This is a genomic window from Dankookia sp. P2, assembly GCF_050632255.1.
Classification (GTDB): Bacteria; Pseudomonadota; Alphaproteobacteria; order Acetobacterales; family Acetobacteraceae; genus Paracraurococcus.
On the sequence record NZ_CP192581.1, the window covers coordinates 1,108,680 to 1,128,595 of the forward strand.

Consider the following 19,916-nt stretch of genomic DNA (forward strand, 5'->3'; position numbering starts at 1 on the left):
GCCGCATGCTGCGGGAAAGCGACTTGGCCTCCGTGGAAGCTTTGGAGGACGAACTGGAGGATCGCTACGGTGAGGCGCCGGCGCCGTTGCGCAACCTTTTCGCGCTAGCACGGATCTCGGCGCGGTGCCGCCGCCTCGGCATCGCTCGGATCGAGGTCGGACCGAGTGCTGCGGCAGTGACACCCCGCACCGATTGGGTAGTGGAACCGCCGGCGGGCCTGGAACTCCGCAATGGAAGACTTCTGTTGAGGCGGGAGAGCAAGGACGCAGCCGAGCAACTGGCCACGGCAGAAGCCCTGCTGACGGCACTGGCGCCACCTCGCCGCAAGCGTCCCGCGTGACTACCGGGCCAGGGGCCAGACCAGCGCGATCATCGGCACGCCGACCGCTATGACGATGATCGAGAGCGGCAGACCAAGCCGCCAGTAATCACCGAAGCGATAGCCGCCCGGCCCCATGACTAGCGTGTTGCATTGATGCCCGATGGGCGTAAGGAAATCGCAGGCCGCGCCTATCGCCACCGCCATCAAGAAAGGGTCGGGACTTAGGCCTAGGCGCTGGGCCAGGCTGCCCGCGATTGGCCCCAACATCAGCACGGTCGCTGCATTGTTGAGAAATGGCGTCACTGCCATCGCCACCACCATAATCAGCCCGAGTGCGCCGAGCGGGGGCAGCCGATCCATTCCGGCGGAAAGCCACCCAGCGACAAGCTCCGTCCCGCCAGTGGTACGGACCGCTTCCGAGACCGGGATCAGCGCGCCCAGCAGCACGACCACCGGCCAATCGACGGCTTGGTAGGCCTCCTGCGGGGTCAGCGTGCGGAGCAGCAACATGGCGACGGCAGCGGCAAAGAAGGCGACGGTCACCGGTATTGCATGCGTTGCCACCGCCAGCATCGCCAATCCAAGTGCGATTGCTGGCAACCAGCTGCGCCGGCTGCGGCCTAACTCGATGCCGCGTTCGGTCAGCGGCAGGATGCGGAGCGCCGCGAGCGTGTCCGGCAATCGCGCGGCTTCGCCCTTTAGGATCGCAACATCGCCGCGGCGCAGCGTCAGCTGCTTCAGCCTGTCGCGGATACGCTCGCCGCGCCGACTCACTGCCAGCAGGCTGACGCCGAAGCGCGCAGCCAGGGCAGCGCTGGTCGGTGTCGCGCCGACCAGCGGTGAATCGGCCGTGATGACGCCTTCGACGACTGCCTTGGCATCCTCAGGTACGTCTTCGGCCGTGGATTTCTCCCCGACCAAAGTCAGCCCGGCGCGGTCGACCAGGGCCTCAAGGTCTTCCGGCTCGCCTTCCAAGATCAACAGGTCTTCGGCGCGAAGACTCCAGGAGCTCGGCGGTGCCTCGCGCCGCAGTCCTGCGCGCAGCAGGGTAGCGACACCCACCCGCTCCTCGGAAAGGGCGTGCAGCGCACCGATGGTGCTACCGACGAAAGGGCTTTCGGGCGAGAGGCGCGCCTCGGTCGCATAGGCCTCGATGGCAGTGACGGGGTGCGACGCCTTGCCCCGCCGCGCCGCCGGCAGCAACCGCCAGCCGAAGGCGAGGAAGACCAGCCCCGCCAAGGCGATCACTACCCCGACCGGCGCATAGTCGAACATGCCGAATGGCTGGCCGGTTACCTGTTCCCGTACACGGGAGACAATGATGTTTGGCGAAGTGCCGATCAACGTCACCAACCCGCCAAGCAGCGATGCGAAAGCCATCGGCATCAAGAGCGCGCCGGCCGGCGTCCCGGTTCGCCGGGCCAGTTGCAAGGCAACCGGCATGAAGATCGCCAGCGCGCCGATGTTCTTGGTGAAAATCGAAGCCAGCATCACAGCCGCCGCAAGCACTGGCACTTGGGTGCGGCGCGACTTCAGATAGGGCAACAGCGGCCGCATGGCTGTCTCCACCGCGCCGGACCGTGCAACCGCAGCGCTGACCACCAATGCAGCAGTAATAATAATGACGATATCGTCGCTGAAGCCGGTGAAGGCATCCGCCATGGGAACGATACCCGTGATGATGCCGGCCAGCAACGCAAGCATCGCAACGAGGTCGTAGGGCAGCCTGCCCCAGAGGAATAGACCGACGGTGCCGGCCAGGATGCCGAAGGCGAACGCCTGGTCGATGGTCATGCAGGCAGGAAGGACATCAGCAAACCTCGACGAGCCAGCGCCAAGCGCACCAGGGCGCCCACGGTTGCCCGTCCAGTTGTCGCCCGATTAATATGAAAGTGCCGATCTGGCGTAAAGCTCGTGCACCGGCAGGCTGTCGGCCAGGACGGGCGAGGCCAAACACTGCAACGCCTGCCGTCCAGCGATCGGAGAGGATAGCGAATGATCCACTCTTCGCTCGACGCAGCGAGGTTCCAGCTGGCAAGTGAAATTTCGCCATCAGGTATACCAGGCCCTTTCCGGCATGGATGACCCGCCGGCATCCTGTCCCCAGCAGGCGAGCTTTAGGGAGGGCGGCACCCTCCCTGCCACTCAATCCACCTTGGGTGCGACCTTATCCTGCGTCCTTGTCTCGAAGTCGGTTGCCTCATGTCGCTCGTGCAGCTGGCTCGAAGGCTCTCCCTGCACGCGGTTCACCATGCGCCCGCGCTGCGCCGCCGGCCTGGCGTGGATTGCATCCGCCCAGCGGTTGACGTGCCTGTAGCTCTCCACGTCGAGGAATTCCGCCGCGCCATAAAGCCACCCCTTCACCAGGCCGCCATACCAAGGCCAGACGGCGATATCGGCGATCGTGTAATCCGTCCCGCCGAGGTATTCGCTCTCGGCTAGTCTCCGGTCGAGCACGTCAAGCTGCCGCTTCACCTCCATAGCAAAGCGATCGATCGGGTATTCCCACTTGGCCGGCGCATATGCGTAGAAATGGCCGAAGCCGCCGCCGAGATAGGGCGCGCTGCCCATCTGCCAGAACAGCCAGGACAGCACCTCGGCTCGCGCCGCAGGATCCTTAGGCAGGAAAGCACCGAACTTTTCCGCCAAATGCACCAGGATGGCGCCCGATTCGAAGACCCGGATCGGGGTTGGCCCGCTGCGGTCGAGCAGGGCGGGGATCTTGGAATTCGGGTTGATGCCGACGAAGCCGGAGCCGAATTGGTCGCCCTCCCCGATGCGGATCAGCCAGGCGTCGTATTCGGCCCCCTTGTGTCCAGCGGCCAGCAGCTCTTCCAGCATCACTGTCACCTTCACCCCGTTCGGCGTGCCGAGCGAGGTAGAGCTGCAGCGGGTGGCGGCCGACCGGCAGTTCCTTTTCATGCGTCGGGCCTGCGATCGGACGGTTGATACTGGCGAAGCGGCCGCCGCTGGCCTTGTTCCAGGTCCATACCTTGGGCGGGGTATACTCGTCTGTCATGGGCGATGCTCCCGTTGATGCACCTGGCCATAGGATGGGGCCGCACCGGCAGAAGCGACACCCCTCCCCCGACTGGACTTCGCGGGCATGCTCGGGGACCTCAGCAGGGAACCGCCGGCATGACCTGGTCCATTGTCGCTCATGACCCCGAGACCGGGGCCTTCGCCGTCGCCGTTTCGACCTGCAATTTCGCGGTCGGTGCCAGTTGCCCCTTCGTCCGGTCCGGCGTCGGCGCGGTCTCTACCCAATCCTTCACCAACCGCTATCTGGCGCCGGCGATCCTTGATGGGCTGGAGCGCGGCTTGCACCCAGCGGATGCGATCCAGGGCGCCCTGACGGGCGACAAGGGGCGCGGCATCCGCCAGGTGCATGCTGTGGACCGCCACGGCAACAGCGCATCTTGGACCGGCGATAACTGCGTGGAGTGGTGCGGTGACAGCCCGCACCGAGGCTTTTCGGTCGCCGGCAACATGCTGGCCGGCCCGGCGGTGGTGGCGGACACCGCCGCAGCCTTCAAAGCCGGTGCCGCGCTACCGCTGCCGGAGCGCCTGATGGCGGCGATGGAGGCCGGCCAGGCCGCCGGCGGCGATAAGCGTGGCAAACAGTCGGCGGCGATGTTGCTGACCACGACCGAGGATTTCCCCGACCTCAACCTGCGCGTCGACGACCATCCGGAGCCGCTGGCTGAACTGCGGCGCATGCTGGAAATTTGGCGGGTGATGCGGGCGCCGAGCCTGCACGAGGCGCCACGGAAAGCCGATCCGTCCGGTTATTGCGATATCGACGCAATCGAGGCGGGCTGGATCGCGCGCGGGGTAGCTCTACGCTTCAGACGTTAATGTCAGGTGCGTGAGTTCTCGCTTTCGTTTGGTGCATGAGAGGGATTCTAACTTCAGGTTGTGAATACTAAATATCATATCCGCTTCTGGAGAGCGACATGCCCCTCCTCTATGGCACCACCGATGCGGACACTATCCTCGGCACGGCGGCGAGCGACGCGATCCGGACCGGAGCCGGCAACGACCTGATCTACGGCGATGGGCTGGACGGTCCGCATCCGGCGATCTTCCCGGACCCGGCCAGTGGCGCGGCGCCCCAAGGCAATACCATCGCCGCCGGGGCGGGCGAGGACACGGTGCTGGCCGGCTACGGCGCCGATACGGTGCATGGCGGGGCGGGACAGGACCTGATCCAGGGCTGGGGCGTACTGGCGCAGCCCAGCCTTTATCGCGATGCCTATACGCGAGATGCGGATAGCGGCGATGCGCTGTACGGCGATGCGGGCAACGACACGATCCTCGGTGGCGGCGGCAACGACCGGCTGGATGGCGGCGATGGCGACGACGTGCTGGAGGGTGGCACGGGAGCGGACACGCTGCTGGGGGGCGCGGGGGCAGATCGCTTCGTCTTCGGCGCGCTCGACGCGCGGGCACGGATGCATGTCTACGACACGCAGGGCGATGTGGTCGCCGACTTCCAGCCGGGTGTGGACCATCTGGACCTCTCCGCTTTTGCGCGCCGGCAGCCGGGCGTGGCGACGGACGTGCTGGCCGATATCGAGTTCACCGATACGTCGCACCTGCAGGTCCGCAGCACTATCGCCGGCGCCGATACGCGGGTTGAGATTCATCTGCCGGGCGGCGCCAGCCTCGGCGTCGATGCGGTGATCACGCTGCTTGGGCAGCACCACCTGACGGCGGCGGATGTGCTCTTCGCCTGAATGGCGCGTCTCTGGCATGCTGGGGCGCAGCAGCCGGGGGACGGAACATGGCAAAGACAAGGATGGGCCGCATCCTGATCCGCGGCGGGCGGCTGGTGGATGTCGCGCGGCGCCGCGCCGAGCCGGCAGATATCTTGGTGGAGGCCGGCATTATCCGCGCGGTCGGCACCGGTTTCGCCGCCCCAGCCGACGCCCAGCTGGAGGATGCGACGGGGCTGCTGCTGCATCCCGGCCTCATCAACGCCCATACGCACGGCCATGGTGGCCTAGCTCGCGGCCTGGCGGATACCTGGACGCTTGAGCTGCTGCTGGCCGCGGCGCCCTGGATGGGCGGCGGGCGGAGCCTTGCCGACAAGAAGCTCTCGACCCAACTGGTCGCTGCCGAGATGGTATTGAAGGGCGTCACCACCGCCTATGACCTCTCGGCCGAGGCGCCGCTGCCGACGCGGGACGGCATGGACGCAATGGCCGAGGCCTATGCCGAGGTCGGGCTGCGCGCGGTGATTGCGCCGATGGTCGCCGACCGCACGGTCTGGGACGCGGTGCCCGGCTTGCGCGACGCGCTGCCCGAGGCGCTACGCGCCCAGGTGGACGCCACCCGCCCGGCGCCTGGCGACGCGACGCTGGCGGCGATGCGCGAGATCCTGCAGCACTGGCACTGGAACGGCGCCGATATCCGCGTAGCACTGGCTCCGACCATCCCGCTGCATTGCGCCGACGAATTCCTCTGCGGTTGCGGCGCGCTCGCAAAGGAATTCGGCGCGCCGCTGCAGAGCCATGTCGGCGAGAGCAAGCTGCAGGCGCTGGCCGGCATGCAGCGCTACGGGAGGACGCTGGTGCAGCACCTCGATGCGCTCGGGCTGGTCGGCCCCGGCTTCTCCGCCGCGCATGGCATCTGGCTCACCGACGACGATCTGCGGCTGATGGCGGCGAAGGGGGCGGCGATCGCCCACAACCCGGGTAGCAACATGCGGCTGGGCAACGGCATGTTCCGGCTGCGCCGCGCGCTCGACCTCGGCGTCACCATCGGCATCGGCACCGACGGCGTCTCCTCCTCCGACACCTCGAACATGTATGAGGCGATGCGCGCCGCCTTCCAACTCGCTGCCGTGCAGGGGCCGGATCCAGCCGAATGGGTCAGCGCCGAGGAGGTCTGGCGCGCCGGCACGCAAGGCTCCGCCAAGACGCTGGGCTTTGCCCATATCGGCGCCATCGCGCCGGGCATGAAGGCGGATATCGTCTTCCTCGACCTGGCCCACCCAAACTGGATGCCGCTGAACGGCACAGTGAACCAGCTCATCCATACCGAAGACGCCAACGCGCTTCGCCATGTCATGATCGGCGGCAGCTTCATTGTCCGCGACCGCCGTCTGCTGACCATGGACTTGGCGAAACTGGCGCGAGAGGCCGAGGCGGCGCGGGAGCGGCTGGAGGCGCTGAATGCCGAGAAACGGCAACTTTTCGCCCTGCTGGAGCCCGTGGTCCGCAGCTTCTGCCCGGCCTTCGCCCGGCAGCCATATCCGGTGCGCCGCTATCTTTGCGATCCTGCTTGAACACGGCCCGAAGTTCTTGATACGTTCCCTCCGCGCCCCGCGGCGCGGAGGAACATCCGATGAGCACCAAGGAGATTGCGGAGGAATTCGCCACACTCTGCAAAGCCGGAAAATCTCGCGGAGGCAGGCGAGCGCTTCTGGGCCGAGGACGTCATCAGCATTGAGCCCATGGCGGGCGAGATGGCCATGCTGCGCGGCAAGGCGGCGGTCAGGGGAAGGGCGAATGGTGGTACGGCAATCATGACATACACGCGACCGAGACCCATGGCCCCTACGTCAACGGCGACCAGTTCGCCCTGCGCTTCGCCATCGACGTCACCCAGAAGGCCAGCGGCCAGCGCATGCTGATGGAGGAGGTCGGCCTCTACACTCTGCGTGACGGCAAGGTGGTAGAGGAGAAATTCTACTTCCTCGGGAACTGATCCTGGCACGGCGCTCGCACGACTCCCAGCCCTGCCGGAGCCTGCGCCATGCCAACCCGCCGTCATTTGCTTGCCCTGTCCGCCCTTGCGCCACCTTGGCACCGCGCGTGGGCGAAGGGCGGCTGGGTGCCCGACCGGCCGTTGCGCATGGTGGCGCCCTTCCCACCCGGCGGCGCCTCCGACCTCGTCGCCCGCATTCTGGCCGAGGAAATGGTCACCGCCTTCGGCCAGCCGATGCAGGTGGAGAGTCGCTCGGGCGCCGGCGGCGCGCTCGGCACCGAGGCAGTGGTGCGGGCGCGACCGGACGGGCTGACCCTGTTGATGGGCAGCCAGGCGACGCATGCCACCAATCCCGCGCTGCAGAAGCTGTCCTTCGACCCGATGGCCGACCTCGCCGCCGTTGCCGGCATCTGCGGCGTGCCCGCGGTGCTGGTGGTGCATCCTGCGGTGCCGGCGACGACGATCGGAGCGCTCATCGCCCTGGCCCACGCCCAACCCAACGCATTGCGCTATGGCTCCGCCGGCATCGGCGCCTCCACCCACCTCGCCGCCGCGCTCTTCGCCTATCTCGCGGGCATCGAGATGACGCATGTGCCCTATCGCGGCACCGCGCCGGCAATGCAGGACCTACTGGCCAGGCGGATCGAGATGATGGCCGACACTCTGCCGACCGCCCTGCCGCATATACAGGCTGGCCGGCTCCGTGCTCTCGGTGTCTCCACCCCTGCCCGCTCGGCCAGCCTGCCCGAGATACCGGCCATCACCGAGGCCGTCCCGGGCTACGAGGCGCTGAACTGGTACGCCGCCTATGCGCCCGCCGCGACACCCGAGCCCACCCTGGCGCGGCTGCACGAAGCCTTCGTCGAGGCCGTGGCGCGGCCGCGCTTCCAGGAGCGGCTGGCCCAGCAGGGCATGCTGCCCTTTGCCGGCAGCCGGGCGGAAATCACTGCCTATGCCGCGGCCGACCGGCGGCGCTGGACCGAGCTTGTGCTTGCGGCGAACATCCGGCCGGACTGATGTGAAGGCCGCTGCCATGCCCGAATTCGTCGACCTCTCCCGCGAGATCTTTCACCGCACCCAGACCCATCCGAGCCACCCGCCCGCCGTGGTGATGGTCTGGGGCGACCATTCCGAGAAGAAGGTTGCGGGCAGCACTACCTTCACCAGCAAGGCGCTGTACCTGTCGATGAGCGACCATGCAGGCACGCATGTCGATGCCCCCGTGCACTTCGACCCGCAGCCGGAAGCGCTGTCGATCGACCAGGTCCCGCTCGAGAATTTCTACACCTCCGGCATCTGCCTCGATCTCAGCCATGTGCCGCTGAAGCATTCGATCACCGTGCCGGAGATGGAAGCGGCGCTGGCGAAGTCGGGCCAGGAGATCTGGCCGCGCGACACCGTGCTGCTGCACATGGCGACCAACGACCGGCTGCTTGGCACCCCCGGCTACCTGCATGACTTCCCCGGCCTGGCGCTGGAGAGCGTGCATTGGCTAGCCGACCGCGGCATCGGCATGTTCGGCGTCGAGGCGATCAGCCCGGCCCCGGAAGGCGAGCCCAACTTCCTCGCCCACATGGCGTGCGCCGAGCGCGGCATCACGCATATGGAGTGCCTGGCGAACCTGGATCAGCTGCTCGGCCGCGGACGCTTCACCTTCATCGGCTTCCCGCTGAAGATCCGGGGCGGCACTGCCAGCCCGATCCGCGCGGTGGCGATGTTCCCCTGAGCCCCATGGCACGGGCGTTGCAGCGCCGCCGCACCATGCACGCCCTGCCCCGCCGCACGCTCCTCGCCGCCACCTTGGCCGCCCCCGCCTCCGCGCAGTCCGGCTGGCCGGACCGGCCGATCCGCTGGATCGTCAACTTTCCGCCGGGCGGTGCGGCAGACACGCTCTCTCGCGCCCTCGGCGAGGCGATCGGCAACAGGCTTGGCCAGCCCATTGTGATCGAGAACCGGCCGGGCGCCGGCGGCCTGGTTGGCGCCGATTTGGTCGCCAAGGCGCGCGGCGATTCGCATGTGGTCCTGATGTCCAGCGCCGCCTCACATGGCATCGGCCCGGTGCTCTATCCGAACATGCCCTATGACCCGATGGCGGACTTCACCCACATCGCCTTGGTCGGCACCTTCGCCAGTGTGTTGGTAGTGAACCCGGGCGTGCCGGCCAAGGATCTCGGCGAGTTCCTGGGCATGGCTCGGGCACGGCCGGGTGGCCTGGCCTACGGCACGGGCGGCAACGGCACGATGAACCACCTGGTCGGGCAGCTGCTGGCGCGCGCCGCGGGAGTCGAGCTGATGCATGTGCCTTATCGCGGCTCGGCGCCGGCGCTCGCGGATGCAATCGGCGGGCAGATCCCGGCGGTGATGGAAAGCTTGCCGATCGCCCTCCCGCACCTGCGCAGCGGCCGGCTGCGGGCGCTCGGCACGTCCGAGGCGACCCGCGACGCCGCATTGCCCGAGGTGCCGAGCTTCACGGAAGCGGGCTACCCGGCGGCGCGGAGTACCAACTGGTTCGGCTTCTCCGCCGCTGCCGGCATCCCGCCGGAGATCGCCATCCGCTGGGGCGCTCTCATCGCCGAGGCGCTGGTGGATGCGACGCTGCGCGCGCGCTTCGCCGGTATCGGCGTGGTGCCGGGGCGGATGGATGCTGCCGGCTATACTGCGCTCATCGGTGGCGAGCTGGAACGCTGGCGCGCGGTGATCCAGGCGGCGGGGATCAAGCCGGACTGAGCAACGGTGGAGGAAGGCCAGTGAGAAGACATTCTTCTTGGCCTTGCTCTGTTTCTCAGTGTTTGGCGTTGGCTGCACGCCGGATGCTCGATGCGCGGGCCCCAGATCAGCCTTTTGGTCCGACGTGTTTTGCCAACCAGCCCGCCAGCCAATCGGCGATCTCCAGGCTGTTGTTGTCCTGCATGAGCATGTGGGAGTTGCCCTTAATGCCCATCTCCGGCAGCACCGCGACCTCGACTTGGCCGCCCGCGGCATTGGCTGCCGCGGCGAAGTCCCGGCAACCCTTCAGCCGCGGCGTCCAGCGCGGCGCCAGTCCCACGTAGTCGCCCCAGAGCACCAGGATCGGCAGCCCCTTGTAGGGCGCCATGTCGCTGGTGGCCGCCGGGCAGGCGCCCGGCTCGATCGAGACGATGCCGGCGATCCCGGCGCGGTCCAGCGCCGCGGTCTGGAAAGGATAGATGCCGGACTGCGAATGGCTGACCAGCACCGCGCCGTCAAGCTTCCGCGCCAGTTCCGACAGCGCAGGGACTGTCGGGTTCGGCGTCGGCACGCTGTTCAGCCAGTCCGGCACCATCTGCTTCCAGAACTCGCCCTGCGCTTCCAGCGGGAACCGCATGCCTGGGAAGACCTGCGGGTATTCGGCACCGAAGCGGAAGATCGCCCAGGCCGGCTCATGCCCGGCCGAGAAGACCGTCGGCAGTTCGTCGGCCGGTGCGCGGCCGGAGCGGACCCGGTTGATGGCGGCGATGCTGCCGGCCGAGCGCCCGCGCCAGGCTTGATCGACCACATAGGTCGGGTGGCCGCGGCGGACGAAATACTCGTCCCAGCCCATGCGGCCGTCCGGCGTCGTCTCCCAGGTCTTGCCAGTCAGGCAGCAGCCATGCACCAGCACCAGGGGGCGCCCGGTGACGTTCACCGGTATCTGGTAGCGAACATACATCTGGTCGACTGTGACGGTGCCGCTTGGCGCATAGGCCGGAAGGGTCGAGAGCGCGTCCGATTGCACCTCCCTCCCGCCGATGAAGAAGCTGCCCTGCTTGTCGATCGTCAGCGGGCCCGTGGTCTGTGCCGCGGCCGGCAGGGCCAGCAGCATCGACAGGGCCAGTGTCAGCAGATGGCGCATGATCTCTCCTCAACCAGGCTCGATCCCGACCTCGCGGGCACGGTCGCCGAGTTGCTTTATTTGGGCGGCGAGGAAGGTCCGGAACCACTCCGGCTCGGTCGGCTTCGGGACGTAGCCGAGTCTGGCGACGCGCTCGGCAGATCGGCGCTGTCCAGTACTGCGTTCATGGCTGCATTGGCCCGGGCTATGACCGGCGCCGGCGTGCCGGTGGGCACTCCCATGCCGAACCAGAAACGGAAGCCATAGCCGGGCAGCACGCTGCCAACCGGCGCAATCTCGGGCAGCAGCGCGAAGGGCTCGGGCTGGGTGATGCCCAGCGCCCGGACCTTACCATCCTTCATCTGCGGCACGCCGGCCGGAATGTCGGTGAAGGTGCAGTCGATGCGCCCGGCGATGACGTCGGTCAGCGCTTCCGGCCCGCCGCGATATGGGATGCCGGCCATCTCGACACCCGCCATGCGCGCCATGGTAGCGGTGGCAATGTGAGCGCTCTGATTGCCGTAGCTGAAGGTCAGCGCGCCGGGCCTCTCCTTGGCCAGGGCGATCAGGCCGGCCAGGTCGGGTGCCGCATGGTCGGCGCGGACCACCAGGATATAGGCGGTCTCGGCCAGGAAGCCGATTGGCGCGAAGTCCTTGATAGGATCGTAGGGCAGCTTGCGAACCACATAGGGCGCGAGCGCGCCGTTGGTGACGCTCAGCACGCACCAGGTATGGCCGTCCGTGCCGGCCCGGGCGGCGGCCTCGGTGCCGACCACGCCGTTGCCACCAGGCCGATTCTCGATCATCACGGGCTGGCCGAGTTCGCGCGCCAGCGGCTCCGACAGGTGCCGCATGAGCGTGTCGGTCACGCTGCCTGCGGGGAAAGCGACGACGATCCGAATCGGCCGGTCCGGCCAGCCAGATTGCGCCAGGGCCGGGACGGCCAGCAGGGCGGGCGCCATCAGCGTGGCGCGGCGGCCGATCGAGCCCGACATTGCGTATCCTCCGTCTTGGTTGGGGCGGAGACTCCCCCGCCGCTGCGCCGCTGGCAAGCCGGCCGGGCCTTGCCGGCGGCGGCGCGGCGCAGGAGACGGCCCGGCAGCAGCAAACGAGTGCGAGATGACCGAGGACGAGGACGCCTATGTCTATGACGAGGCCACCGGCGAGTGGCGGCCAGCCGCCGAGATCGCCGCCGCTGAGGCCGGCCGCCTCAAGATCCGCGATGCTGCCGGCAACATCCTGGCCAATGGCGATTCGGTCACCGTCATCAAGGACCTGAAGGTGAAGGGCGCCAACCAGACCCTCAAGCAAGGCACGGTGATCCGGTCGATCAGGCTGACCGACAATGCCGAGGAGATCGACTGCCGGCACGAGGCGATTAAGGGCCTCGTCCTACGGACCGAGTTCGTCCGCAAGCGCTGACGCGCTGGCCCGGCATTGCAGCCCGGCAGCCGGTACACGGCTCCGGGCAGCGCCCCTCGCCGATCGGACGCCTCACCCCACCCAGGCCGGCTTCCGCTTCGCCTTGAAGGCCGCGATCCCCTCCGCCGCCTCGGGGCTCGAAGCGGTGCGGGCGAAGGCGGCAGCGCCGGCCTCGGAATAGCCCTCGGGCGAGACCGGCCCGAGCGCCGCCAGCAATCTCTTGGTCTCGGCCAGTGCGCCTGGCGCGCCTTCCAGCACCGCGGCGATGGTCCGCTGCAGCTCCACCTCAAGTGCCGCCGCATCCGGCAGTACTTGGTGCAGCAGGCCGATTCGCCCGGCCTCGGCCGCCTCAATCACCGTCGCCTCCAGCACCAGCCGGGTCGCCGCGGTCCGCCCGGTGCGGCGCGCGAGCCAGGGCAGGATCTGCGCCGGAACCAGCCCGCGCCGCACCTCGGGCGCGGCGAAGCGGGCAGTCGCCGCGCCGAAAGCGATGTCGGCCGCGCAGCGAGATCCGAGGCCCCCGGCATGGCAGGCACCCTCCACCACGGCGATCACCACCTGCGGCAGGGCAGAGATGTCAAGGAAGCGCTGCCCGGTGCGGCGGTTGCGGACCTGCTGCCGGGCCAGCTTCTGCTCCGGCGTCTCGTCGGAGGCGACCTCGGTCAGGTCGAGCCCGGCGCAGAAATGGCCGCCCGCGCCGGCGATCACCAGGACCCGCGCCGTCGTGTCCTGCGCGAGTTCCGCCAGCAGGCGATCCCAGGCGGCGCCCATGGCCTCGCTCAGCGCGTTGCGGCGCTCCGGCCGGTTCATGGTGGCGCGGACTACCGGACCCTCGCGGGTGACCAGCAGCGGGGTGTCGTCAGCCATGCGGCGTTCCTCCTTGGGCGGAGGAAGATGCGGCCCACGCGGGGAGCGGGCAAGCCGCGCAGGGCATGGCATAGGAGCGCCGACAAACGCAGGAGACACCGGCATGGCCGCCATCAACCTTGGCATCATCGGCTTCGGCATCATGGGCGAAAGGCTGCTGCGCGCAGCCATCGACCATGCCGCAGCGCATGTCCGGCCCATCGGCGTCTGGGATCCCTCTCCCGCCGCCGCGGCGCGGCTGGCTGAGGTCGCCCTTGGCGTGCCGCTACTGGACGGCGCCGCTGCGGTAATCGAGGCCTGCGACTGCCTCTACATCGCCGCCCCACCGAAGGCGCACCTGCCGCTGGCGGAAGCCGCCCTCGGCGCCGGCCGAGCCGTCTTCCTGGAGAAGCCGCTTGCGGTCGACCTGGCCGCTTCGCGCAATGTTCCGTGGCGAAGGCCGAGGCTCTGGGCGCCCGGGCCGCGGTGAATTTCCCCATGGCGTCCTCGCCGGGTGTCGCCCAGCTCTCGGCCTGGCGGGAGGCGGGCGCGACCGGCGCGGCTGAGTCCCTGGCGATCGAGGTCGCCTTCGCCACCTGGCCGCGCGGCTGGCAGCAGGATGCCGCGTCGTGGCTCGCCCGCCGGGCGGAGGGTGGCTTCACCCGGGAGGTCGTCTCTCATTTCCTGTTCCTCACCCGCCGCCAGCTCGGCCCGATGGAGCTGCGGGAGGCCCAGGTGACCTATCCCGCAGGCGACCTCGCGGAAACCACGATTGCCGCCCGGCTGACTGCTGGCGGCGTGCCGGTGACGCTGACGGGCAGCGTCGGCACTACGCCGAAGGACGACCACAATACCTGGACGCTTCGCGGCCCGGTCGGTGCGGTACGGCTGCACGACTGGTCGGTGGCGGAGCGGCTCGACGCGGAGGGCGCCTGGCAGCCGGCGGCGGATGCCATGCCGAATGCGCGGCTACGACCGGAGGTGCTGCGCCGGCAGCTTGCCAGCGTCGCCGCCATGACGCGTGGCAAGCCGCATCCGCTGGCGACGCTGCGGGAAGCCCTGGAGGTGCAGGAGGTGGTCGAGGCGATCCTTGCCGCCTGAGCCGGCGCCGCGATCCGTCCCGAGGCCTTGCGCCCCAGGTCCGGATCGCCGGCGTCACTTACGCTACGCTCGCGCGCCGCCGCCACGAAGGCCTCGGCATCGGCTGGCAGCAGCAGGCGCTCGGCGGCCAGCACATCGGCCGCGACGCGCACCGCGGCGACATAGGCCGCCTGGCTTGGGTAGCGCTCGGCGAGGCTCGCCCGCGGGTCGCCAGCGGCCTGGCGGGCGGCGGCATCGGCGGCGAAGGGGATGAAGCTGCCCTCGCGGTCGCACATTTCGTCCTGCAGCCCGGCCGCGGCATAGAGGTTCCAGCCGGTATGGGTGCCGCGCGGCACGGCGATGTCGGGCAGGCGCACCCCGGTGCGCTCATTGCCATCGGCGTCCACCGCGGGGACCAGCGGGCGCCAGGCCTCCTCGGCGCCGCGGGTGCCGGCGACCCAATCCGTCACCGGGGTGATTGGGGTGGCGAAGCGCGGGCGGAGCGTGCCGGGCACCTGGGGGAAGCGCCGCAGCGCCTCCTCCGCCGGAACCAGGGTGCCATCGGCCAGCCGCGGCACGCGGGAGGGCGGCGGGGCGGTACCGGAATCCACCCAATCCTCCAGCGCGGCCAGCAGGGCACGCAGCAGCGGGCTGGCGGAATGCGGGTTGTTGAGGTTGTGGCAATTGCCGCGCGCGGTGGTCGCGCCGAAGCGGCCACCATGCTTGGTGCCGGCGACAAGGTAATGGCGGACATTGGGCAGCGCGGGCAGGTCCTGGCTGCCGACCGGGTCGGTATGGATCAGGCTGGCGCCCTTCTGCCAGTATTCGGTGGAGGTGTTCACCTCCATCAGCAGCGGATCGCTGCCGTCGCCGCGCAGCAACGCGCCGCGGCGGCCGGTGGCGGGGTCCGTGGTCTCGGCCGCGGCGATCGGGAACCAATCCTCCGGATGAGCGAAATCCTCGTGCCAGGTCGCGGTGCGGTCAGGCTGGGCGAAACGCTCATTGACAAAGACCCGCCCTGCGCCGGCGATATGCGCCAGCACGCCATCGAAGACCCGTCGGCCGTTGGTATCGGCATTCATGCCGAGGTCGATGTGGTGGCGCAGGTAGCGCCCGGACTGGGAGATGCCGAGGGCGAAGCTGGTGCGAATGGCGATCCCGCCGAGCGGCCCGGGCCGGCCCTGTCCGTCCGCCTCCCCATGACGCAGGAAACTGACCAGGTCGCGGGTCGCCGCATAGCCAATGCCGAGCGGCCGGGCGCCGGTGGCGGTGTAGCGGAACTCGTAGATGCTGCCGGGGGTGAAGGCGGTGCCCTCGGGCAGCAAGCGGATGGCGCGGTCGCCGGCGAAGGCGAAGGCGACGGGCTGCGGCGCGTCCTCCCGCCGGCGGCGGACGGTCAGGCTGGCCTTGGCCGGATCGGTCTCGGCCGCGGGGTAGGAGAGTGGCGCAGTCGGCCGTTCCGCCGGATTGATGCGGGTGCCAAAGACGAATTCGTCCCGCACCGGGCCGGTAACGCCGGGCAGGACGGGGATGTTGATCCGCATACCGTCGTTGGCGTGCGGCGCCTCAGGATCCCAGCCGCTCCAGACCACGGTGGTGCCAGCCCGCAGCGGCAGGGCGAGCCCGACCGAGCCGGGTGTCCGCAGCGCGTTCAGCTCCGGCTGGGCGCCGGGCGCGTCGAAGACGTTGCCGAAGATCATCTTCCGGCCGCGATTGGTCACGTCATACAGCAACCGGCCATTCGCCCGGGCCGGATCGGCGGGGCGGAGGATGACGACCTCGGTCGCGTATTCCACCAGTCCACGGGCATTGCGTGGGGCGAGGCCGAGATCGGCGATGGGCACGTTGCGAGGATCTGCCGGGTCGAGTTCGCCGCGGGCGATGCCACTGATCCGGAGATACGGCCCGGCCCCGAAATCCTGGCCGCCCGAGAAGCTATCCTGCGTGGTGACCTCGAAGACGGTGATGCTCGCCGCGGCGGGCGCTGCGGCCAGCAGCGCGGCGGTGGCGGCCGAGACGGCACGATTCATGGCGGGTTCCTCCCGCGCTGAGGATAGGCTGCGCCGGCCCGGCGGGTCAGCCCATCTGCATCGGCAGGCCGACGTAATTCTCGGCCAGGGTCACCGAGCCCGCGACGCTGCCGCAGACATAATCGAGCTCCGCGAGTTGCACCTTGTGTTCGAAGGGGTCGCCGCCGTCAAAGCGGTGCAGCATCGACGTCATCCACCAGGAGAAGCGCTGGGCCTTCCAGACGCGGCGCAGGGCAGTGGCGGAATAGGTGTCGAGCAGCGCGGTGCCTTTGCCGCGATAAAAGGCTTCAAGCGCCCGGGCCAGGACGATGATGTCGGCGACCGCCAGGTCCATCCCCTTGGCTCCGGTGGGCGGCACGATGTGGGCGGCGTCGCCGGCGAGGACCAGGCGGCCATGCCGCATCGGCTCGGCGACGAAGCTCCGCATGGGCGTGATGCCGCGTTGCAGGATCGGGCCTTCCTTGATAGGCGAATGGCCGTCGCGGTCGGCCATGCGGGCATGCAACTCGGCCCAGATCCGGTCGTCGGACCAGGCGGCAATATCCTCCTCCGGCCGGCACTGGATGTAGTGCCGCGCCAGGACGTTGCTGCGCATGGTAGCGAGGGCGAAGCCGCGCTCGTGCCTGGCGTATATCAGCTCGTGGGAGGCCGGCGGCGCGCTGGCGAGGATGCCGAGCCAGGCGAAGGGGTAGACGCGCTCGTAGACACGCAGCACCTCGGCCGGGATCGCGTCTCGGCAGACGCCGTGAAAGCCGTCGCAGCCGGCGATGACGTCGCAATGCAGCCGGTGCTCCGCTCCGCCATGGCGGTAGGTGATGTTGGGATAATCGGTGTCGAGGTCGTGCACGGCAGCATGCTGAACCTCGAAGAGCAGCGGGCCGCCATAGGCCAGGCGCGCGGCAATGAGGTCCTTCACCACCTCCTGCTGGCCGTAGATGGTGACCCGCTTGCCGGTCAGCGCATGCAGGTCGATGCGGTGGCCCAGGCCGTCGAAGCGTAGCTCGATGCCCTCATGCGGCAGGCCCTCGCGATGCAGGCGGTCACCGACACCGGTCTCGGTCAGGATGTCGACGCTGCCCTGTTCCAGCAGGCCGGCGCGGATGCGGCCCTCGGCATAGGCGCGGGAGCGGGCTTCGAGGATCACGCTCTCGACTCCCGCGCGGTGCAGCAGATGCGCCAGGAGAAGCCCAGCCGGCCCGGCCCCAATAATCCCTACCTGCGTGCGCATGGCGCTCCTCCGCTCCATCCCGGCGAATGTGCAGGCTTCCCGACCGGCGGCAAGTCTGCACCCGATCCGCGGGAATTTGCACGGATGTTCCTGGCGGGGGAGACTGAGGCAGACGAACCAGGGCGCCAGGGCCGGGCCTGCCGGGCCGACAAAGGGGAAGACAGCCATGGGCCGCATGCTTTACGACCTGGCCGGGGCGGACCCGGCGCTGCGCTTCAGTCCCTTCTGCTGGCGGACCCGCATGGCGCTCGCGCACAAGGACCTGGACGTCGAGACAATCCCCTGGCGCCTTACAGAGAAGGACCGCATTGCCTTTAGCGGTCAAGGGCTGGTACCGGTGCTGGTGGACGGGGCGCGCAGCCTGCACGATTCCTGGGCGATCGCCGAATACCTTGAAGACGCCTATCCCCACCGCCCCAGCCTTTTCGGAGGGCCAGAGGCGCAGGCGCTGACCCGCTTCGTCAATGGCTGGACCGACAGCATCCTGCATCCCTGGATCGCACGGATGGTAGTGCGGGACTTGCTGGACTGCCTGCGATCGGAGGATGCCGGCTACTTTCGAGAAAGCCGGGAGAAGCGCTTCGGGATGACGCTGGAAGCCTTCGTGGCCCTACGGGCGGAGCAGTTGACCGATTTTCGAAAGGCATTGCAGCCGGTGCGGCTGGCGCTGCGCGGCCAAGCATTTCTGTGCGGTGAAGCCCCTGCCTATGCCGATTACATCGTCTTCGGCGCCTTCATGTGGGCGCGGTCGGTCAGCCCCTTCCGGCTGCTGGAGACAGACGACCCGGTGCATGCATGGCGCGGGCGTATGCTGGGCCTGTTCGACGGGCTTGCAGCCGCCGCGCCCGGTCACAACGTTTGAGCCTGAGGAACAGGAGCGGCATGATGAACGGAACCTGTGGCCCGAATGGGTGTCAGATGCCGGCAACGGCCGGCGATGCGCTGCCGCTGGAGCGCGCGCCGTCACGGATCGACGTCGTTTCCGACGCCATCTGCCCTTGGTGCTGGGTCGGCAAGCGCAACCTGGAAGGGGCCCTGGCGCTGCTGGCCGCCGAGGGCGAACGGTTCGAGGTGCATTGGCGCCCCTTCCAGCTCAATCCCGACATGCCGAAGGAGGGCGTGGAGCGCGACAGCTATCGCGCCGCGAAGTCCGGCAGCATCGCCCGGAGCCGCGAGCTGGACGCGCAGGTCGCGGCTTCTGGCCGCGCCGCGGGGGTGGAATTCCGCCATGCGCTGATGCGACGCACGCCGAACACGGTGAATGCGCACCGGCTGATCCGGCTGGCTGGGCAGCAGGGCCCGGCGGTGCAGGACAAGGTCGTGGAGGCATTGTTCGTCGCCTACTTCCAGCAGGGCCGCGACATCGGCGACTGCGCGGTGCTGGCGGAGATTGCCGGCGCGCAGGGATTGGACGTCGCCGCCTACCTGGCCGGCGACGAGGGCAAGGCCGAGGTGGTGGCCGAGGATGCCGGTTTCCGCCGCGCCGGCCTCTCAGGCGTACCGACCTTCGCACTCGACGGCCATGTTGTGTTCAGCGGCGCGATGCCCGCCGACCGCATGGCGGATGCCTTCAGGCGGGCACTGACGATCTTGCGCGGCCCGCAGACACGCGCGGCCGAATAGAGTTAATGAGAAATAGTGGGGGTGCGAGGGGAACACCTTCCCCCTGCCCTTAATGCCTCAATACGTCGCCCTTCCGCCCGAGACATCGAACACCGCCCCGGTCGAGAAGCTGCAATCCTCGGTCACCAGCCAGCAGATTAGCGCGGCGATCTCCTCCACCTGGGCGAAGCGGTTGGCCGGAATCTTCGAGAGCATGTAGTCGATCTGTGCCTGGGTCATTTGCTTGAAGATGTCGGTCGCCGCCGCGGCTGGCGTAACGCAGTTAACCCGGATCGGCGTCTGCGCCAATTCCTTGCCGAGCGACTTGGTGAAACCGATGACCCCGGCCTTGGCTGCCGAATAAGCCGCAGCGTTCGGATTGCCTTCCTTACCGGCGATCGAGGCGACGTTGACGATGCGACCGTAACTGCGCGCCCGCATGCCTGGCACCACCGCGCGGCAGGACAGGAAGACGCCGGTCAGGTCGATCTCGATTACCTGGCGCCAAGCATCAATCGGATAGGCGTCGACCGGCATGTTTGGCCCGGTGATGCCGGCATTGGCTACAAGGATGTCGAGCGGGCCGAGCGCTGCCTCGGTGCCGGCAAGTGCAGCTTCGATGCTGGCATCGTCGGTGACGTCAACCTTCGCCGCATGGCCGTCGAGTCGAGCGGCTACCTTTTCGGCTTCGGTTAGGTCGACGTCCCAGAGGGCCGGACGGCCGCCGCTGGCGGCGATGCGCTCGGCAACCGCAAGGCCGATGCCGCGCGCGCCGCCCGTGATGGCCGCGATGCGACCCTTGAAATCGAGTGCGTTCATGGGACCCTCCCCCGTCCGTCTTA

General features: G+C 68.7%; 20 protein-coding genes. 12 read left to right on the plus strand and 8 right to left on the minus strand.

The genetic code is table 11. The features are described from left to right. The first annotated feature begins 5 nt into the window (after positions 1–5). Positions 6–341 carry a TRCF domain-containing protein gene (locus ACQ86J_RS06625; protein WP_431270496.1) on the plus strand — a complete coding sequence of 112 codons (336 nt, stop codon included), beginning with the start codon at positions 6–8 and terminating at the stop codon, positions 339–341. On the opposite strand, the gene ACQ86J_RS06630 is transcribed toward ACQ86J_RS06625, so the two are convergent. Beyond that, entirely contained in the window at positions 342–2,117 is a 1,776-nt protein-coding gene (locus tag ACQ86J_RS06630) for an SLC13 family permease (RefSeq protein ID WP_431270497.1), read from the minus strand. Positions 2,118–2,468: 351 nt separating this feature from the next. After that, positions 2,469–3,245: a glutathione-dependent disulfide-bond oxidoreductase gene (yghU, locus tag ACQ86J_RS06635; RefSeq protein WP_431270498.1), complete on the minus strand. Its 777-nt coding sequence runs from the start codon at positions 3,243–3,245 to the stop codon at positions 2,469–2,471. Between the two features lie 216 nt (positions 3,246–3,461). Here yghU and ACQ86J_RS06640 point away from each other — a divergent pair, with 216 nt between their 5' ends. The 7 genes from ACQ86J_RS06640 to ACQ86J_RS06670 all read left to right on the plus strand — a co-directional run bounded on the left by ACQ86J_RS06640 (position 3,462) and on the right by ACQ86J_RS06670 (position 9,764). Then, complete coding sequence (locus ACQ86J_RS06640; protein ID WP_431270499.1) at positions 3,462–4,181, plus strand: DUF1028 domain-containing protein; 720 nt, start codon at positions 3,462–3,464, stop codon at positions 4,179–4,181. 98 nt (positions 4,182–4,279) lie between these two features. Beyond that, entirely contained in the window at positions 4,280–5,062 is a 783-nt protein-coding gene (locus ACQ86J_RS06645) for a M10 family metallopeptidase C-terminal domain-containing protein (protein ID WP_431270500.1), read from the plus strand. A 47-nt stretch (positions 5,063–5,109) separates the two neighbouring features. Then, positions 5,110–6,615 carry an amidohydrolase family protein gene (locus tag ACQ86J_RS06650; RefSeq protein WP_431270501.1) on the plus strand — a complete coding sequence of 502 codons (1,506 nt, stop codon included), beginning with the start codon at positions 5,110–5,112 and terminating at the stop codon, positions 6,613–6,615. Positions 6,616–6,860: 245 nt separating this feature from the next. Continuing rightward, entirely contained in the window at positions 6,861–7,037 is a 177-nt protein-coding gene (locus tag ACQ86J_RS06655; protein WP_431272320.1) for a SnoaL-like domain-containing protein, read from the plus strand. Between the two features lie 48 nt (positions 7,038–7,085). Further along, positions 7,086–8,054, plus strand: coding sequence for a Bug family tripartite tricarboxylate transporter substrate binding protein (locus tag ACQ86J_RS06660; RefSeq protein WP_431270502.1), 969 nt, complete (start codon positions 7,086–7,088; stop codon positions 8,052–8,054). Between the two features lie 16 nt (positions 8,055–8,070). Then, positions 8,071–8,763, plus strand: coding sequence for a cyclase family protein (locus ACQ86J_RS06665; RefSeq protein ID WP_431270503.1), 693 nt, complete (start codon positions 8,071–8,073; stop codon positions 8,761–8,763). 5 nt (positions 8,764–8,768) lie between these two features. Beyond that, positions 8,769–9,764, plus strand: coding sequence for a Bug family tripartite tricarboxylate transporter substrate binding protein (locus ACQ86J_RS06670; RefSeq protein ID WP_431270504.1), 996 nt, complete (start codon positions 8,769–8,771; stop codon positions 9,762–9,764). 106 nt (positions 9,765–9,870) lie between these two features. Here the strand turns inward: ACQ86J_RS06670 and ACQ86J_RS06675 are convergent, their stop codons facing one another. Beyond that, complete coding sequence (locus tag ACQ86J_RS06675; protein WP_431270505.1) at positions 9,871–10,887, minus strand: hypothetical protein; 1,017 nt, start codon at positions 10,885–10,887, stop codon at positions 9,871–9,873. 56 nt (positions 10,888–10,943) lie between these two features. Further along, positions 10,944–11,861 (minus strand): Bug family tripartite tricarboxylate transporter substrate binding protein, encoded by a 918-nt coding sequence (locus ACQ86J_RS06680; RefSeq protein ID WP_431270506.1) that lies wholly within the window; start codon positions 11,859–11,861, stop codon positions 10,944–10,946. A gap of 124 nt (positions 11,862–11,985) precedes the next feature. On the opposite strand from ACQ86J_RS06680, the gene ACQ86J_RS06685 reads away from it, so the two are divergent. Then, positions 11,986–12,288: an alkylphosphonate utilization protein gene (locus ACQ86J_RS06685; RefSeq protein WP_431270507.1), complete on the plus strand. Its 303-nt coding sequence runs from the start codon at positions 11,986–11,988 to the stop codon at positions 12,286–12,288. Positions 12,289–12,360: 72 nt separating this feature from the next. Here the strand turns inward: ACQ86J_RS06685 and ACQ86J_RS06690 are convergent, their stop codons facing one another. Further along, a complete protein-coding gene (locus tag ACQ86J_RS06690; RefSeq protein ID WP_431270508.1) occupies positions 12,361–13,155 on the minus strand; it encodes an enoyl-CoA hydratase/isomerase family protein in 795 nt (264 codons plus the stop codon). 103 nt (positions 13,156–13,258) lie between these two features. On the opposite strand from ACQ86J_RS06690, the gene ACQ86J_RS06695 reads away from it, so the two are divergent. Next, positions 13,259–13,624, plus strand: a complete 366-nt coding sequence (locus ACQ86J_RS06695) for a Gfo/Idh/MocA family oxidoreductase (RefSeq protein ID WP_431270509.1) — start codon at positions 13,259–13,261, stop codon at positions 13,622–13,624. A gap of 250 nt (positions 13,625–13,874) precedes the next feature. Here the strand turns inward: ACQ86J_RS06695 and ACQ86J_RS06700 are convergent, their stop codons facing one another. Continuing rightward, on the minus strand, positions 13,875–16,244 hold the full coding sequence (locus ACQ86J_RS06700) for an alpha/beta hydrolase domain-containing protein (RefSeq protein ID WP_431270510.1): 2,370 nt from the start codon (positions 16,242–16,244) through the stop codon (positions 13,875–13,877). Between the two features lie 46 nt (positions 16,245–16,290). Next, a complete protein-coding gene (gene pobA / locus ACQ86J_RS06705; RefSeq protein WP_431270511.1) occupies positions 16,291–17,472 on the minus strand; it encodes a 4-hydroxybenzoate 3-monooxygenase in 1,182 nt (393 codons plus the stop codon). Between the two features lie 175 nt (positions 17,473–17,647). Between pobA and ACQ86J_RS06710 the strand changes: the two genes are divergently transcribed. Both ACQ86J_RS06710 and ACQ86J_RS06715 read left to right on the plus strand, forming a co-directional pair. After that, positions 17,648–18,334 carry a glutathione S-transferase family protein gene (locus ACQ86J_RS06710; RefSeq protein WP_431270512.1) on the plus strand — a complete coding sequence of 229 codons (687 nt, stop codon included), beginning with the start codon at positions 17,648–17,650 and terminating at the stop codon, positions 18,332–18,334. Between the two features lie 56 nt (positions 18,335–18,390). Then, positions 18,391–19,095: a DsbA family oxidoreductase gene (locus ACQ86J_RS06715; protein ID WP_431270513.1), complete on the plus strand. Its 705-nt coding sequence runs from the start codon at positions 18,391–18,393 to the stop codon at positions 19,093–19,095. Between the two features lie 57 nt (positions 19,096–19,152). Here the strand turns inward: ACQ86J_RS06715 and ACQ86J_RS06720 are convergent, their stop codons facing one another. Next, positions 19,153–19,893: an SDR family oxidoreductase gene (locus ACQ86J_RS06720; RefSeq protein WP_431270514.1), complete on the minus strand. Its 741-nt coding sequence runs from the start codon at positions 19,891–19,893 to the stop codon at positions 19,153–19,155. Between the last annotated feature and the right edge of the window lie 23 nt (positions 19,894–19,916).

What these genes read in the sequence shown, in the direction of transcription:
- yghU (WP_431270498.1), bottom strand. Translation starts at nt 3,245, where the DNA reads ATGAAAAGGAACTGCCGGTCGGCCGCCACCCGCTGCAGCTCTACCTCG.
- ACQ86J_RS06695 (WP_431270509.1), top strand. Translation starts at nt 13,259, where the DNA reads ATGGCCGCCATCAACCTTGGCATCATCGGCTTCGGCATCATGGGCGAA.
- ACQ86J_RS06700 (WP_431270510.1), bottom strand. Translation starts at nt 16,244, where the DNA reads ATGAATCGTGCCGTCTCGGCCGCCACCGCCGCGCTGCTGGCCGCAGCG.
- ACQ86J_RS06660 (WP_431270502.1), top strand. Translation starts at nt 7,086, where the DNA reads ATGCCAACCCGCCGTCATTTGCTTGCCCTGTCCGCCCTTGCGCCACCT.
- ACQ86J_RS06710 (WP_431270512.1), top strand. Translation starts at nt 17,648, where the DNA reads ATGCTTTACGACCTGGCCGGGGCGGACCCGGCGCTGCGCTTCAGTCCC.
- ACQ86J_RS06645 (WP_431270500.1), top strand. Translation starts at nt 4,280, where the DNA reads ATGCCCCTCCTCTATGGCACCACCGATGCGGACACTATCCTCGGCACG.
- pobA (WP_431270511.1), bottom strand. Translation starts at nt 17,472, where the DNA reads ATGCGCACGCAGGTAGGGATTATTGGGGCCGGGCCGGCTGGGCTTCTC.
- ACQ86J_RS06625 (WP_431270496.1), top strand. Translation starts at nt 6, where the DNA reads ATGCTGCGGGAAAGCGACTTGGCCTCCGTGGAAGCTTTGGAGGACGAA.
- ACQ86J_RS06685 (WP_431270507.1), top strand. Translation starts at nt 11,986, where the DNA reads ATGACCGAGGACGAGGACGCCTATGTCTATGACGAGGCCACCGGCGAG.
- ACQ86J_RS06720 (WP_431270514.1), bottom strand. Translation starts at nt 19,893, where the DNA reads ATGAACGCACTCGATTTCAAGGGTCGCATCGCGGCCATCACGGGCGGC.
- ACQ86J_RS06640 (WP_431270499.1), top strand. Translation starts at nt 3,462, where the DNA reads ATGACCTGGTCCATTGTCGCTCATGACCCCGAGACCGGGGCCTTCGCC.
- ACQ86J_RS06650 (WP_431270501.1), top strand. Translation starts at nt 5,110, where the DNA reads ATGGCAAAGACAAGGATGGGCCGCATCCTGATCCGCGGCGGGCGGCTG.
- ACQ86J_RS06680 (WP_431270506.1), bottom strand. Translation starts at nt 11,861, where the DNA reads ATGTCGGGCTCGATCGGCCGCCGCGCCACGCTGATGGCGCCCGCCCTG.
- ACQ86J_RS06670 (WP_431270504.1), top strand. Translation starts at nt 8,769, where the DNA reads ATGGCACGGGCGTTGCAGCGCCGCCGCACCATGCACGCCCTGCCCCGC.
- ACQ86J_RS06675 (WP_431270505.1), bottom strand. Translation starts at nt 10,887, where the DNA reads ATGCGCCATCTGCTGACACTGGCCCTGTCGATGCTGCTGGCCCTGCCG.
- ACQ86J_RS06690 (WP_431270508.1), bottom strand. Translation starts at nt 13,155, where the DNA reads ATGGCTGACGACACCCCGCTGCTGGTCACCCGCGAGGGTCCGGTAGTC.
- ACQ86J_RS06630 (WP_431270497.1), bottom strand. Translation starts at nt 2,117, where the DNA reads ATGACCATCGACCAGGCGTTCGCCTTCGGCATCCTGGCCGGCACCGTC.
- ACQ86J_RS06715 (WP_431270513.1), top strand. Translation starts at nt 18,391, where the DNA reads ATGCCGGCAACGGCCGGCGATGCGCTGCCGCTGGAGCGCGCGCCGTCA.
- ACQ86J_RS06665 (WP_431270503.1), top strand. Translation starts at nt 8,071, where the DNA reads ATGCCCGAATTCGTCGACCTCTCCCGCGAGATCTTTCACCGCACCCAG.